12 protein-coding genes are annotated in these 16,241 nt (G+C 41.6%); 2 read left to right on the top strand and 10 right to left on the bottom strand.

Annotated features, from left to right (window positions below; genetic code table 11):
* Positions 1–12: 12 nt before the first annotated feature.
* The 4 genes from V7K38_RS05235 to gyrA all read right to left on the bottom strand — a co-directional run bounded on the left by V7K38_RS05235 (position 13) and on the right by gyrA (position 5,470).
* Positions 13–390, bottom strand: a complete 378-nt coding sequence (locus V7K38_RS05235) for a hypothetical protein (RefSeq protein ID WP_334855983.1) — start codon at positions 388–390, stop codon at positions 13–15.
* A gap of 390 nt (positions 391–780) precedes the next feature.
* The gene (locus V7K38_RS05230; protein WP_334855982.1) at positions 781–1,116 is read right to left on the bottom strand and encodes a DUF4870 domain-containing protein; all 336 of its coding nucleotides are present in this window, start codon (positions 1,114–1,116) and stop codon (positions 781–783) included.
* A gap of 60 nt (positions 1,117–1,176) precedes the next feature.
* The gene (gene lnt, locus V7K38_RS05225) at positions 1,177–2,844 is read right to left on the bottom strand and encodes an apolipoprotein N-acyltransferase (RefSeq protein ID WP_334855981.1); all 1,668 of its coding nucleotides are present in this window, start codon (positions 2,842–2,844) and stop codon (positions 1,177–1,179) included.
* Positions 2,825–5,470: a DNA topoisomerase (ATP-hydrolyzing) subunit A gene (gyrA, locus tag V7K38_RS05220; RefSeq protein WP_334855980.1), complete on the bottom strand. Its 2,646-nt coding sequence runs from the start codon at positions 5,468–5,470 to the stop codon at positions 2,825–2,827. Before gyrA ends, lnt begins: the two co-directional genes overlap by 20 nt.
* Positions 5,471–5,963: 493 nt before the next feature.
* Between gyrA and trmB the strand changes: the two genes are divergently transcribed.
* On the top strand, positions 5,964–6,611 hold the full coding sequence (gene trmB, locus V7K38_RS05215) for a tRNA (guanosine(46)-N7)-methyltransferase TrmB (protein ID WP_334855979.1): 648 nt from the start codon (positions 5,964–5,966) through the stop codon (positions 6,609–6,611).
* A gap of 524 nt (positions 6,612–7,135) precedes the next feature.
* Here the strand turns inward: trmB and V7K38_RS05210 are convergent.
* The 4 genes from V7K38_RS05210 to ppsA all read right to left on the bottom strand — a co-directional run bounded on the left by V7K38_RS05210 (position 7,136) and on the right by ppsA (position 12,234).
* A complete protein-coding gene (locus V7K38_RS05210) occupies positions 7,136–8,716 on the bottom strand; it encodes a dolichyl-phosphate-mannose--protein mannosyltransferase (RefSeq protein WP_334856009.1) in 1,581 nt (526 codons plus the stop codon).
* Positions 8,717–8,856: 140 nt separating this feature from the next.
* A complete protein-coding gene (locus V7K38_RS05205) occupies positions 8,857–9,216 on the bottom strand; it encodes a XisI protein (protein WP_334855977.1) in 360 nt (119 codons plus the stop codon).
* Between the two features lie 116 nt (positions 9,217–9,332).
* Entirely contained in the window at positions 9,333–9,713 is a 381-nt protein-coding gene (locus V7K38_RS05200; RefSeq protein ID WP_334855976.1) for a XisH family protein, read from the bottom strand.
* Between the two features lie 19 nt (positions 9,714–9,732).
* Complete coding sequence (gene ppsA / locus V7K38_RS05195; protein ID WP_334855974.1) at positions 9,733–12,234, bottom strand: phosphoenolpyruvate synthase; 2,502 nt, start codon at positions 12,232–12,234, stop codon at positions 9,733–9,735.
* A 170-nt stretch (positions 12,235–12,404) separates the two neighbouring features.
* Between ppsA and V7K38_RS05190 the strand changes: the two genes are divergently transcribed.
* Positions 12,405–12,806 carry a hypothetical protein gene (locus tag V7K38_RS05190; RefSeq protein ID WP_334856007.1) on the top strand — a complete coding sequence of 134 codons (402 nt, stop codon included), beginning with the start codon at positions 12,405–12,407 and terminating at the stop codon, positions 12,804–12,806.
* A 267-nt stretch (positions 12,807–13,073) separates the two neighbouring features.
* On the opposite strand, the gene V7K38_RS05185 is transcribed toward V7K38_RS05190, so the two are convergent.
* Complete coding sequence (locus tag V7K38_RS05185) at positions 13,074–13,814, bottom strand: hypothetical protein (RefSeq protein WP_334855973.1); 741 nt, start codon at positions 13,812–13,814, stop codon at positions 13,074–13,076.
* A gap of 384 nt (positions 13,815–14,198) precedes the next feature.
* A complete protein-coding gene (locus V7K38_RS05180; protein WP_334855972.1) occupies positions 14,199–16,127 on the bottom strand; it encodes an alpha-amylase family glycosyl hydrolase in 1,929 nt (642 codons plus the stop codon).
* Positions 16,128–16,241 lie beyond the last annotated feature (114 nt).

Raw genomic sequence — 16,241 nt, 5'->3', positions numbered from 1 at the left:
TATCAACCGTCATCAATATCCTCGTCGGAAATTTTCGTACCGTCCGTAGGGCTGCCGTCTTTGGATAATTTGTCGTTCTCTGAACCTCTCCCGTCGTCGGAAATTTTCGGATCGTCCAAAAGGCTGCTGTCGTCGAAAATTTTCGGATCGTCCGAAAGGCTGCCGTCGTCGGATGAACTCCCGTCTTCTAATCTCTCGGTGTCGTTCTGGCCCTCGTTGAGCAATTAAAAGCTCTCCAGTTTTATCTCCAATTAAGTTAGCTTCTGGTGCAGCGCTCTGTTCATTGCGAACATTACTTAAAGAAATATCTTTTGCTTCAGCTAATGAGGGCGGATACACAAAGGCACATAGCAATAGTGCTATTGAGGATAACTTCCTAAAACCTTTCATGTTTTTGCTTCCACTAGACTTTCGGTAATAACTTTATTAAAACACTTGAAAGTCCACAAATTATCGCTTATACACTTTTTTTAAACTTAATTTGGTATGAAATATTGGATTTAAAATTAATCCTTATGGCTAATTGTAAATTGGCTCAAACTGTGTAGATTAAAAAAATATCGTCTAGTAAAATACAATTTTTTACAATAGATAAACTAGGAAATTACTTAATACTTAGTCCCACTTTGAGAAAGTTTTGCTACATTACAATAAAGTTCAGTTAGATAACAAAGCACTAACTCCTGTAGGTTGAATTGATGCGTACACCTAAAATTTATTATAAGACTTATTAGCTTTCGCTATTGCTCAACTCAATCTACAAATGGACAACTTTTTTAACTAAACAAATCGGAAAATAAACGGATAGCGGTAAGACACATTCGGCTGGTTCAGAACATGAATAATGGCAATAATTGGCATAATAAAACTGACTGCACCCAACACAATCAACAACAAAATACCAATTCCCACAACAATCAACAATGCAAAGATAATTACATAAATATAAAGATTTATGTGAAAATTTAGTGATTCTTTGGCATTATTTTTGATAATCGGGTCATTGCTAATTGATAAAATTGCAATAGGTATGCCAATGGAGATAATCGTAGAGCTAAAAAATATTGCTCCGTGGCTTAGGGCAGATAAAAGTTTGCGTTGCTGAATGTCTTCCATGCCACAATTCCTCTTTTAGAGACTCAAGTGGTGACTAGTTAGTACGATCTGATATTAGCGTTAATTAATTACTCTCTGTACAAACCACCCTAAGATACTCAATGCTAGCAACAAAGGTGTTAACCAATCACCCCAACGCACATATAAAGTTTGTGTCTGTCGCCGATAAATTGTTTCAGCATGAGTTTCATAAGTATTATATCCAGACATCCACAAGGTTCTACCGTGAGGATCTACAAAGGCTGAATATCCGGTATTCGTTGCCCGTGCTGACCACCGATCGGTTTCAATTGCCCGCATGATATCCTGTGCATGGTGCTGGAATGGCATCGATGCAGTGTAATGGGCATCATTAGAAGAACTGAGGATAAATTGCCCACCCGCCGCAGCTTGACGACGAAATTGTTCAGGAAAAGCAGATTCGTAACATATACTAGCGATCGCCCGACCAAAAGGAGTGTCAAATATCTGATTTGCTGAACCCGGTACTTGGTGCGCCTCCAAAGGCGACAAGCGTTGAACTATCCCGCCTAAAATTCCTTCAAAGGGAATATATTCTCCCAAAGGCACTAATTTAGATTTATCGTAGCGGCTGACAATTTCCCCTTTACTATTAAAAGTAAACAAGCTAATTGTATAACTGTCTCCCCGTTCTCCAAAAGCCCCAATCCAAGCAACTACGCCTTTTTTCTTTACTGCTGCGACTAAGGCAGTTTCCATCAAGTTGCGCTGAAAAATAGGTAAAGCTCCTTCTGGGGTGAGGACTGCATCTACACCTTGGTCTGCTAAAGTTAAATACCCACTGGTATAATTTTCTTGGGCGCGACGAAACCCTTCGGAACTTCGTAAAAGTCGGTTTGGGATATTACCCTGAATAATCCCCACTTTCAAGGCTGCCTCTGGTACTTGGGCGATGGGACGGCTGTATAAGATAAAACCAATCAGGTGTAGGGTAATCAATAGTCCCGTGGCGATCGCTAAATATTTATTAACGAACCGCAGAGGCGCAAAGAAGCCAGTGCGTTGGGCGGGTTCCCCGACTTGTTCGCGCAGCGTCTCCGACAGGAGAAGCAACTGGCGCGACACAGAGGAAATTTTATCTGCGCCCTCTGTGTCTCTGTGGTTCGTCCATCCTTCCGCAATTAAGCCATTCACAGCAACGATCGCTGCTGTCACAGTATTAGGGCCAGAGAGTTGACCCAAATGGACAATTACGAGATTGTGCGGACTTTGTGTGTAAGCAAGAGAACTCCACCACAGAGGCCCCGCACTCCACAGACTCTCTAATCCACACCAGACGGCTGTACCGATAAGTACACGCAACCACGCTTTTTGTCCGCCCAGGCGAACCATTACAGCCGCCCAAATCGTAAGGAATATCCCACCCAAGACACTGATAAATCCCCAACAAAAAAGGGTGATTGCCAAGCTTGGCAACCAAGGAACGCCCAACCATGTCATTGGATGAATTCCGGTAATCCAGAATAGGGCGACACCGTGAAAACCAATACCCCAGAGGAAAGCCGGGGGGTATTGGTTTTTACCTTTGGCTGAAGTGACAACTAGCACCCATAAAGGAACTATGGCAATCCAAGCTAAGAACCATGCACCTACTGGGGCTACAGTTAGCCCCATCAAAACGCCGCTAGCTAAGGCAATTAACCAAGGGAGCAAAGAGATAAATCTCTCCCCCTGCCTCCCCTGTTTTTTACTCTGTTTCTTCTGCATCGACAGCATCAGGTGGAACTATTGCTACTCCGGTAATAGCATCATCTTCATCTAAACGCTGCACTCTGACTCCAGTTGCCGATCGCGATTGGATAGAAATTGCATTTACGGCTTGACGGATGATAATACCACGATTTGTTACCATCATGATTTCATCATCATCATTGTTGACAATGCGTAAGGTTGCCAACTTGTCTTTGGTTTTGCGGTTTTTGAACTTCGTTGCCATTAAACCCTGACCAGCACGATTTTGCAAACGGAACTGAGCAACTGGTACGCGCTTACCATATCCTCCCATCGTAATTACCAACACCCAAGGGCCAACAATGCCACTGCTAGGCACTTCTGCGGTCTCTTCATTAGTTTCGGTAATTTCGATATCTTCTGTTTCGATTGTTTCGATTGTTTCGATTGCTTCGATTGTTTCGATTGCTTCGATTGCTTCGATATCTTCAGCTTCTGTAACTATATCCAAAGTTTCAAGAATTGCTGCGGGTAGAATATCCATACCCACGAGTTCATCTTTATTTTTGAGTTTCATGGCTTTCACCCCACGAGTTGCTCTACTTAAAGGACGCAGTTGTTCGTGGTTGCACCGGAAGTTAATCGCCATCCCGTTACGAGAACCAATGATTACACTGTCCTCCACTTTGGCGCGTCTTACCCACCGCAGTTGGTCGCCTTCTTCTAAGGAAATGGCAATCAAACCATTGGCGCGGATGTGACTAAAGGCTGCCAATTCGGTTTTCTTGATATTGCCGCCCTTGGTGAGCATGACTAGATATTCTTCACTGCTAAACTCGTCAACTGGTACAATAGAGGTGATTTTTTCCTCTTTGGGAATCGGTAGCATCTGGACAATTGGTGTCCCTCTGCTAGTACGCGAACTCGCTGGAATTTGATAAGCTCTCAGGCAATAAACAACACCACGCTCACTAAAGAATAAAATACTATCGTGATCGCAGCAAGTTAAGAAATGCTCAATGGTATCATCATCTTTCACTTTGGCTGCGGCTTTGCCTCTAGTAGCACGGCTTTGGGCTTCAAAGGTGTTGACTGGCATCCGTTTGATGTACCCTTGTTCTGTCACCAAAATTATCGCTTTTTCATTGGCAATGAGGTCGCGATCGTCTAATTCTCCTTCCCCTGGCAAAATCACCGTGCGGCGGGGTGTGGCGAAGCTAGTTTTTAGTTGCGCGACTTCAGTTTCGATGATTTCTAGTACTCTTTCCCGGCGTGCCAAAATATCTTGCAAGTCGGTAATTTTTACTTGTAATTCCTCGTGTTCCAAACGAATTTTATCTGCTTCTAAGGCAGTCAACCGCCGCAATTGCATTTGCAAAATCGCATCTGCTTGCACTTCTGAGAGTCCATAAGTTGTAATCAACTCGCCTTTGGCTGTGGGTGCATCGGGTGCATGGCGAATCAAGACGATAATTGGATCTAACTGAGCTAGGGCAATTAATAACCCTTGCAGGAGATGGTCGCGTTCTTCAGCTTTTCGCAGTTCGTAGCGGGTGCGTCTAGCAATAGATTCGATGCGGAAATCTAAGAAGACGCTTAAAAACTGTTTGAGGGTGAGTACTTGGGGTTCGCTATTTACCAACGCCAGCATATTTGCGCCAAAGTTGGCTTGCAGTGGCGTTTGCTTGTAGAGATTGTTGAGAACGACGCGGGGATAAGCATCACGCTTGAGTTCGATCACAACTCGCATCCCGTCGCGATCGCTTTCATCCCGGATGTCTGCGATGCCCTCTAGCCGCTTTTCGTTCACCATTTCGGCGATTTTTTCAATCAGCGCCGCTTTATTGGTTTGATAGGGCAATTCGGTGATGATAATTGCTTCTCTATCTGGCCGTCCCCGTTGTTCAACGGTTTCAATGTTGGCAACACCACGCATGGTAATGGAACCGCGCCCGGTGGTGTAAGCTTCTCGAATGGCAGATGTTCCCAAAATTTGCGCCCCAGTCGGAAAATCTGGGCCGTGGACATACTGCATTAATTCGAGATCGGTGATTTCGGGATTGTGGATTACAGCCACCAAAGCATCAATCAATTCGCCCAAATTGTGCGGCGGAATGTTAGTTGCCATGCCCACGGCAATCCCAGAGGAACCGTTGAGCAACAACTGGGGAATCCGCGCCGGTAAAACTGTCGGTTCTTGCTGGGAACCGTCGAAGTTATCGGCAAAGTCTACGGTTTCTAATTCGATGTCGTGCAGTAGCCCAGCACTAGTTAAAGCTTGCAAGCGACATTCTGTGTATCGCATGGCGGCTGGCGGATCGTTGTCTACCGAACCAAAGTTACCATGTCCGTTAACTAGGGGCGATCGCATGGAAAAATCCTGCGCCATCCGCACCAAGGCATCATATACTGCCGTGTCACCGTGGGGGTGATATTTACCCAACACTTCCCCCACCACACGGGCGCATTTCTTAAAAGGGCGATCGTGGAGCAGACCTAGCTCGTGCATTGCGTAGAGAATGCGACGATGCACAGGTTTTAGACCATCCCTGGCATCTGGCAACGCCCGACCCACTATCACGCTCATGGCGTATTCCAGATAAGACTGCGACATTTCGGTTCGCAAGTCTATCGGGATAATCCTCTCCTGTGAGGTTGTCATAACCTAAAAATCTCCAAAAATCGTAGATTTTAGCTTTTTTACTCGGCAAAGCGCAAAATTATGCTAAATTGCTCTTGAATAATTGCCATTATTTAGGTATAATTCTAGCATATTATTGCCTTCTTTAGCCTGAGTAGCTAATCCAAATGTCTAGTCAAAAAAGATATAACAACTTACATTTGAGAAGCTTTTAGCTATTTAACAAGAGCAGTGAACTAAAAGGTTGCTCAGTGCAAATTTACTTAACTTGAAATATGACAGGGTAAATTTAAGAAAACAATCTAAAATTGGCTTTATAATGCTCTTACTTTGATAACGATTGTTTCCTAGAATTCTTGTTCAATCAGGTCGAAAAAATAAAAGCGTAGTTGATAATTTCTAATTAAAAAAATAACAGAATTGAAGAAAGCCTTCAAAGATGGAATTAAAGGAAAAGTTGCATAAATTAATATTCAGAATCAAGAAGATATTTTGAAGTAAAGGAGAGGAAAATTTGGCAGCAGTCCGAGTCCGCCAGCATGTTAATCCACTTGCTAAAAAGTATCAAACACCAGCAAGTCCCCTTGACTGGGGAAAAGTTTATGCAAAGCCAAATCAACCACTACATTTAGATATTGGCTGCGCGAAGGGGCAATTTTTGTTAAATATGGCCGAAATACAATCCAACTGGAATTTTCTCGGTTTAGAAATTCGGGAACCTCTGGTGGTGGGGGCAAATAAATTACGTTCTGAGTTAGGTTTCACAAACCTGCACTATTTATTTGGCAATGTGAATAATTCATTGCGTTCGCTGTTATCTTCCCTCCCTTCAGGAAGTTTACAGCGCGTTACAATTCAATTCCCCGATCCTTGGTTTAAAACCCGCCATGCTAAACGCCGTGTAGTGCAACCAGAACTAGTGGCAGAATTAGCCACTTATCTGGCGGTTGGTGGGATTGTGTTTGTGCAATCAGATATGGAATTTATCGCGGTGGAAATGCGCGATCGCTTCGCCGCCCACCCAGCTTATCAGAAAGTTGGTGCAGGAGAATGGTTAGCAGAAAATCCGCTACCAGTCCCCACAGAAAGGGAAATAGGCACGCAAAAAAAAGGTGAACCTGTTTATCGGGTTTTGTTTGAAAGGGTGATAACTAGAGATTAAGTCAATACGTTTCAGTTAAGCCTTTCTTTCTTTCTTTCTTTCTTTCTTTCTTCTCTCTGCGTCCTTTGCGTCCTTTACGGTAATGCCTCCGGCACACTCCGCGAACGTTAAAAAAAATGACTTCGGAAAAAGTTTTAGCCTTAACTGAACTGTATTGGAGATTAAGTAGGTAGGCGTAATTAAATATAAGATCAAACCTCACCCTCAATCGCTCTCCTTACTAAAGCTACGGTGTACACACATCTCTGTACAAACCCAAAATCGTTGGAGATCCCCCTAAATCCCCCTTAAAAAGGGGGACTTTAAGAGACTTTTGCCCCCCAATTTATCGGGGGGTTGGGGGGATCAAAAGCTTGTGAGTCCACTCTTAAAGACTTGTGTGTACACCGTAGCCTTACTAAAGAGAGGGAAGCCAGAGGCAGGGTGAGGTTTTATATTTAATTTGATCCACTTACTTAGAGATATTATTACTATCAATAACCGAATACTAAATAGGACTTATAAAAATTCTTCCTCATGCCCCTTTAAATCCAAGAGTTAAACCACATTCGCATTTTATAACCATTAGGGGAAAGGGGTAAACCCAAATAAATAGGCATCCAAAAAATAAAAGCAGCGAGAATCATAAAAGTAATGGTGACACCTAGCACCCGGAGTTGTTGATAATAACTGCGAAGACACTGATCGACAAACCAAGCGATCGCTAAAAATATAAATACTACTGCACACATATAATGATATATGAAAACGCACCTCGTAACTTTTACCCAAGGTGCTAAGTTAGCAGTATAGTTTATAACTAAATACAAGGCAATCCAAGTATCAACACTAAGAGTTGTAGGAGTTGCAGATACTAAAAAACGTTTTTCTCTCACCAAAGGAATGATGATTTGTGCTACTAACATTCCTACTAAAAACAACATGGCAGCAACACCAAACCACCATAAAAATGGATTACCCATTGCATGGACATCATAAATAACTTTTCCAGCACCAGCAGGCAAAGGTGGCCCCATTACAGGTAATGGTTCGGTGATACTTTCTGCCGTTTGATAATAATATGCCATAGGCCGAGTCATCAAAGGCCATTTATACCAGGCAGCACAATAAGGATGCACATCCGAACTATTACCACCTAAATGTAAATGAAATTTCAAAATTTGCTCATGTACTGCAATAAATCCATAAGTTTTATCTAGCTGAAGATGAGGAATCCAGATAATGCTGTAGATAAAAGCTGGAATTATTCCTAGATAAAATAACATCTGGAAAATATTTAGCTGAGTCAAATTTTGTAGTGGTGTCTGAGATGAGAGAGATGGTGGAGAATGAGAAGAACAAGTACTAATTCCTGTCTCCTGCATCCTGCCTTCTACCTCTTGTCCCCCGTCCTTTGTTGACGTTCCCAGAGTCGCTAACGCTGCGCTATCCTGCCCCCTGCCTCCTGCCTCCTTAAATAAAGGGGATGTAAAAAAGAGTTTGGGGTTAGGAAAAGAATGTATTCCCTGAATTACCCAAGCTACTATCCAAATAAGATAAGCACCTGATAGGAACCATAAACCGTTCCACTTAGTACCAACTGAAGCACCAAAAGCAATGCCAGCAAAAACTAACCAAAATGAACGTCGCCGATTGTGGTTCTCTAATGCCAATAATAAAAACCAATGCCCTAATAAACCAAAGATGACGATATAAATATTACTTAAAGCATAGCGAGATTCAACGAGAAAGATGCCATCACAAGCTGTAAACAAACCTGCTATGATTGCAAAGCTGCGGCGATAACTCAACTGATAAGCGATCGCAGCCACAACTAAAGGAACAAATGAGCCTGTAAGAGCATTTAACCAACGATAAGTCCAGGGCGATCGTATTGAACCCGTCAACCCATTTACGGTATCGTGCCAAAAAGGAATGTGACTGCCAATCCAAATGCCGATGCCGATCATATATTGACTTAGCGGCGGATGGGCATTAAAAAATGGCGTATGCGTGAGATAGTTATTACCAAATTTGGCAAAGTAAACTTCATCAAATACCAGAGTGTTGAATCGCTCCAGTCCCCAAAACCGTAAGGCAAGTGAGAGGATAAATATACCCAACATCCCAATTCGGAACCATTTTTTGGTTATTGGGTATTGGGGATGGGGCATGAGGGATGGGGCATGGGGCATGGCTTAATAATTAGCAAAATCTAGCGATCGCTATATTACAGGCAGCGATCCAGAAGTTCAACTATTGCAGGTTATGCGATGGCGAATTCTGAATCTTTTCGTAGTTCTTCAGACCGGAATCCCAACACAATCCGATGCTTTGGTACACCAGCGCTCACCAGTTCCGTTGCTACCCCATCTTCAGTACCATCACGTTGAATCCAAATTTTGCCATCAATAATATCAATGTGAATCAGACAGCCATGAACGCGTCGAGTCACAGTAGGAGACAAATCATAGGCTGGTTCTCTTCCCAAAATCATCAAGAGATAGCGGTCTTGTTCGTTGTCGAAAATTGTCTCAAATTGAATATTGCCAGCACTGAAAGGAATTTTTGTATGTTCAATCAGAATATTCCGAATCAACTGCCTGTATTGCTCCAAGGTATCCATCTAAAAATAACCTCTTGCTCTAGCTGAAATAGAACAATATTAAAGCAGTTTTCATGTATTTGAACCACATCTATCGTAAGGGCATAGCAATGCTGTGCCCCTACCGCATGGTCTATTTACGTGAAAATGGCTGTAACTTTGTAATCTTCTACTAAAAGTTTAGCAATTGGCTCATCAAAGATATCGGCATATACTTCGTCACGAACAGCAAGATAGAGGACGCGTTCGGGATTGGTTCTACTCATCACAGAGCGGTATGCAAGGTACTGTCCCAATGCGTGTTCAAGAGCGGTCATGTCCGATACGCTGCGAAACGTTTTAATCTCAACGGCTATCTGCTGTCCTTCCTTTTCAGCAGCAATCAATTTCTCTGCACCCAGGTCAACATACATATCCCTTTTTCCCCACTTCAAATGAAATGGATCGTCGGTAATCGTCCAGCCATCTTTGATTAGGGCATTTTTGACGTTCTGATGGTAGCGGTCTTTAGCTGGCATAAATGACTCGAATTACGAATTATGAATTATTACCTTCAACTTTTGCCACTTCTAGCATTGTCTTTAAAACCGAATCTGGATTGAGACTGATGGAATCAATTCCTTGTTCAACCAAAAACTGAGCAAATTCTGGGTAATCGCTTGGTGCTTGCCCACAAATACCGATTTTGCGATCGCATTTTTTCGCCGCTTCTATGGCCATTTTTACCATTCGTTTGACAGCCGGACTGCGTTCATCAAACAATCGCGCTACTAATGCCGAATCCCTATCTATCCCTAGTGTTAGCTGAGTTAAATCATTTGAACCAATGGAGAAGCCATCAAATACCTCAGCAAATTCCTCAGCCAGAATCACATTACTGGGCAACTCACACATTACATAAACCTGCAAGTCGTTAACACCCTGCTTTAAACCATTTTTTGCCATTTCTGCCAAAACCAACCGCCCTTCATCAGGAGTACGGCAAAAAGGAATCATCGGAATAACATTCGTTAAACCCATCTCTTCCCGTACCCGTTTGAGGGCATGACATTCTAGGGCAAAAGCTTCTCTGTAGCCTTCATCATAGTAACGTGCTGCTCCTCGCCAACCCAGCATTGGGTTTTCTTCATGGGGTTCAAACTGTCGCCCACCTAACAAATTTGCATATTCATTACTTTTGAAATCTGACATTCTGACAATTACTGGTTTGGGATAAAAGGCTGCGGCAATTCTACCAATGCCTTGAGCTAATTTATCTACAAAGTATTGAGATTTATCATCATAAAGTGAGGTTATTTCAGCAATTTTAGCTTTGACAAATTCATCTTTTAATAATTCATAATGAATCAACGCCATTGGATGAATTTGAATTTGGTTAGCGATAATAAATTCTGTCCGTGCTAAACCTACGCCATCGTTAGGAATTGCCGATAAACTTAATGCTTCTTGAGGATTACCCACATTCATTAAAATCTGAGTATGAGTACGCGGTAAGTTTTCTAAAGGAACTTCTTCAACTTCAAAAGGTAATAAACCTGCATAAACTTTTCCCTCTTCTCCTTCAGCGCAAGAAATTGTTACCTCTTGACCAGGTTTCAATATTTCTGTAGCATTGCCACATCCGACGATCGCAGGTACGCCCAATTCTCGCGCAATAATTGCCGCGTGACACGTTCTTCCACCAGAGTTGGTGACAATTGCACTGGCGCGTTTCATAATTGGTTCCCAGTCGGGATCGGTTCTTTCTGTCACCAAAACTTCCCCAGGTTGAAACTGTTCGAGTTTCTGAACATCTAAAATTAGGCGGGCTTTCCCTTGACTAATAGCTTCTCCAATTGCACTACCCATAACCAGAGGAATGGGTGATTGAGAATCAGCGAGTGAAGAGTGGGAAGATTTTTCCCCATTCCCGATTCCCCATTCCCGATTCCCTAATAACAACCGATAACTCCGCAATACATTTCCTGTTTTCTGCGACTGGACGGTTTCAGGACGCGCTTGCACAATAAAAAGTTGGTTAGTAATTCCATCTTTTGCCCACTCAATATCCATTGGAGTAAAAATACCGTGGACTTGAGAATAATGATCTTCAATTAAACACGCCCAAGTTCCTAGTTGTAAAATCTCTTCATCACTTAGGGCAAATTTACTTCTTTCACTGGGCGAAACAGACACATTTTTCGTAAATTTAGAACCGTCATCATAAATCATTTTCAGTTCTTTGCTGCCCAATTTTTTATCGATAATTGGGCGGAAACCAGCTTTTAAAGTCGGTTTAAAAACATAATATTCATCGGGATTTACAGAACCTTGAACAACGTTTTCACCTAAACCGTAAGCGGCTGTAATCAGTGCTGCATCCTTGAAACCTGTTTCTGTGTCAATGGAAAACATCACCCCAGAGGTTGCTAAGTCAGAGCGCACCATTTTTTGTACGCCCACAGCCAGAGCAATGCTAAAGTGGTCAAATCCCTTGGTGTGGCGATAAGAAATAGCGCGATCGGTAAATATGGAAGCAAAGCATTTATGACAAGCTGCTAAAACTCCCTCAACACCCACAACGTTAAGATAAGTTTCTTGCTGTCCAGCAAAACTAGCATCCGGTAAGTCTTCGGCGGTGGCGCTAGAACGGACTGCCACATCTGTCTCTACATGGTATTGTTCGCAAAGACTATGGTAGGCTGTGGTGATCGCCTCTCGCAATTCTACAGAAAATGGGGTGTGCATTAATAGCGATCGCGCTTTTTTCCCCCGTTCGCGTAAATTTTTGACATCCTCAACATCCAAGTCGGCAAAGAGTTTGCGTAACTTTGCTTCTAAACCTGCTGATTTGATGAAATGACGATAGGCGTAAGCAGTAGTAGCAAACCCGTTAGGAACGTTAATCCCTTTGGGCGTTAGCTGTTGAATCATTTCCCCCAGAGAGGCATTTTTACCACCAACTAAGGGGATATCAGCAATGCCAACTTCATCAAACCACAAGATGAGCGATCGCTCTTGGGCAGATGGAGATAAAGTACTTTCAGATACTGTAGTCATAATTACCTTTTAAATTTATAATTTGTTGCATATCTTTCCCATATTCAATTTTAGATTTTTCATTCTTTCGTGTAACTTTAAATTTGGCGATTAAATACAAGGCTATAGTCAATAAAAATTAACAATTATTCAAGTTAATAGTTGTATCAAAATACTGGATGCAATCTAAAATGGCACAACTAGAACGACTGCTAAAAATGGCAGAAGATGAGTTAACTGAGTACAGCACTGATGCCCGTAAAATGGAAAAACTACGGCGAAAAATAGGTTTAACAGTATCGGTGGCTGAACAGCGACAAGTAAAAGAAGCATTATTAGCTAATAAACAATCTAATATAATTACTCAAATTGTGGAAGAACAAAGACAAACTGTAGCCTTACCATTTTGGGGAATTGCTGGATTGGGTTTGTTATTCGGAGTTTCTTTAAATCAACCCATTTGTTTGTTAGCAGCTATAGTTGGGACTGTATCAGCTTATAGAATTCAAAAATGGGGTTGGCAATTGCAGGCAAGGAGTCTATTGTTACAAACATTAGAAGGTATTGAAGCGCGTATTGCCCAACCTAAATAGATACAGTTCATAGATAACTAGTCTACGGCTGGCTGTATCTGAATATACAAATTAATTAAATAGTCACTCCATTGGCACTTCCTAAGTACTTAATAATTCCTTTGGGATTACCATAACAAAAAAATTAGATATTGAATTTGATTCAGATGTTTACGCTCCTGGTTTACGTGCAATAAATGCTACATAACCCAGGAGCGTCTTGCAGACGAGTAAAAACCAACGGCTGCGGTAAATTGATTAATGGAACTCACCTTAGTGGACACAATATTATTGCCTCTTCACAGCAATTGTGTAACTAGGTAGATGTGAGGCATCTGTTTGAGTTTTCACAAGTCGCCAGTCATTATCTATATATAAATTCTCAAAAATTTGAGAATTTGCTAAGGATTTTTTTTGAAATTCATTAGGATGATTTATCTTTATGTTGTCTAAATTTAGAGCTTTAGGTAAATCAAATTTTTGCGTGTTTATTTTGACTTTAGTGTTTACTACATTAGTAAACCAGTTGCAGACTGATTTTAAAGTTAGAGGAATTTCTCGATTTTGAAAAGCCTGAAATCTATCAATATTTTGAAGATACCATTTACCATTTTGAACTCCATATTTTTGGATTACCATGAAATCATAAGCTGGTAAATTTGATTGATAGTTATAGGATAAAGAAGACTCTTTTCCCATGATGTAGCGGGCTACACTGGCACAGTAACCATCACGCTGGAAAATTTGGAAGGACTGCTCTTGTATTCTTTTTGGTAAACTTTCATGCAACGATATGGTAGACCAAATTGGTGTCCAAACACCCACTAAAAGCCGTAATTGTTCTGTAACACTCGCAACAGGGTTATGTTCGCTCAATTTTATAAAATAGGGAAGTAATTCAGTTTTGTAAAAATTTATTTCATCATCTAAATAGTCTGGATTTCGACCTTGAACTCGTGCCAAAATTTCCTTTTTAAATTTTCGTTTTTTTGAAGCGCTTAATTTATTTTCCAGCAAGAGGTCGAACATCACCATTTACCTTTTTCTCTTTTTTTTAGATGACTTGGTAAGAATTAAAAACTGGTGAGTTTAATACTCATAAAGGTATTATCTGTTCTTTTATACTGTAAAATATAGAGCCTTTAGCTCCTTTTTTGACAGTTCTTATATGTTTATGTGCTTGATACTATCTATTTTTACTGACAAAATGGTGTGATCTAGATCACTATAAGCTAAAATATATATTTATTGAAAAAGCATTCAGAAATCAGGTATTGGATACATAGATATGTAGCGGCTACTCTTCTAGTTCTCCAACAGAGGATCAAGAAGCGTTATTAATTCACAAAAAATAAAGTGCGAAGGATGAAAATTTTGCTCCTTCGCACTTCATTGTTTATCTGAATGAAATTTCTATGATTCTCTTCCCGATGCCCAGGTATCACGCCATTTAACAGTACCTTCTTTGGCAATCACCCAGCGACGATTTACCAAATTTTCGCGCAGAGGCGATCGCCCTTCCCGCCACATGGCATATTTATAAGCAATCAGCTTACCAGCACTTTCATCAAAGGGAATCTCGGCAGACCAAGTATTTGAGTTGATGTACTCTAAAGGATATGCTTTGCTGATATCCCAATTACCCAACTCTGGGCAATCTCCTGTCACCACAATGATTTCACCGGGTTGGGTATCCACGCCATTGAGTTGGATACGCACAATTGTTTGTGCTTTGATGCGTTCCCCAACGTGGCTGAAAACAAGCACTCCCCGTTCTTCTAGCACTAGGTCATAAATCTTGCCGTCTTTGACTTCATACTTATTGCGAGTCACCACACAAGTATGCTCACCATCAGGCAATTCCGTTTCTACTTCTGGTAAGGTAACTTCTCCTCCCCGATTTAAAGCTACGAAACACAGAGAATCACGATAGCGGCGCACATAACAGTAAACGTCTGCGGTCAAATATTTCTGCCAATGGCTACCCATTGACACAGCTGGATTCAGTCGCCGTAAACCAGACAGCAGTCTGATGGAACGATAAACCTCACTATCGGTATCCCAATTTTCCATCATTGGGCGATTGTATGGATCGTTACCGCCATCAGTATCGTCATGCAGATACTGTTCTGTGCCGTAATAAATGCAAGGAATACCGCGAGATGTCATGATTAAGGCGATCGCAACCTTCAGCATCGCCGGATCGGGGTTCAGCGATTGGAAGCGGCACATATCATGGTTATCGATGAAGGTAATTAACTCTGTTGCTCCCTTATAGCGATAATCCTGGTCAAAAATGTATTGAATTGTTTGGAACCCCATTTCTGAACCTTGCCCTAGTGCGGCTCGAATTGCTACACATAGGCCAAAGTCTAGAAGTGTCATGCCTGAGTGGTTAACAAATTCTACCGAGCGATCGTCACTAGGATTACTATAAATCCATTCACCAAAAATAAATACATCTGGTTTGTGATTGCTCATCTCGCCAGTAAATTCTTGCCAAAACCAGATGGGCATGTGCTTGACAGTATCAACTCGCAGTGCATCCACACCCCTATCTAGCCATTGTTTAATTGCTGACTTGATATACTGCCGATATTCTGTATTGTTTTCATTGAAGGTTGCTAAACCAGATAGTTCACAATTCTGTACTTGCCAGTCGTCTTCCCAGTTTTGCACTTCACCATAGTGGTGATACCAATTATTGACATCATCATTGAAGTCAGCAATTTTAACACCATCATCATACAATTCACCTTTGCTCCCACTGGTATCAGGGCTGCTATGGTTGCAGACAATATCCAGCACCAGCTTCATATTCCGCTTGTGCAGTTCTGCAATTAACCGATCGAAGGTCGTATTTTGTTCTTCTTGAGTAGCATTTAAAGAAGGATTCTCTCCATCAGCAATGTAGCGAGGATTAATCCGCTTAAAATCTTTTGTCCAATAGCCATGCATCGCTGCATTGCTAATAAATAATTCTTCTACTTGCTCGAATAATGGAGTTAGCCAAAGGGCAGTAACTCCCATATTTTTGAGATAATCTAATTTATCGATGACACCTTGCAAGTCACCACCCCAGTACTTACCCCATTCTTGTCTATTGGGATCGTACAGTTCTGAGTTTTCACCTTCGCTGTTATCTGGATCGCCATCATAAAAGCGATCGACCACAAGAAAGTAAATAGTTTCTTGACGAAATTCAATATCTCTGGTGTAAAGAAACTCTAGGTCAATCTCAGTCTCTGATGGTGGCGTTTCTATAATAGCGTCTACTTTTTCTTGTGGAGAATCAACTTTGTATTGATCTGGGGAAAACTGAGATGGAGGGGTTTTTACCATAAAAAGACTCAAAATTTATGTAATTCACAGTTGTAGAACTAACAGTACAAATATTTCTAGTATTGTGTGTTACTACAAACATCGGTATTGTGACATCCGGCTTGCGGTGTAGGT

The organism is Nostoc sp., from assembly GCF_036917465.1.
GTDB lineage: Bacteria > Cyanobacteriota > Cyanobacteriia > Cyanobacteriales > Nostocaceae > Nostoc.
The sequence above is the reverse complement of the archived record's forward strand: the minus strand, read 5'-3'. Positions and strand labels throughout refer to the sequence as shown.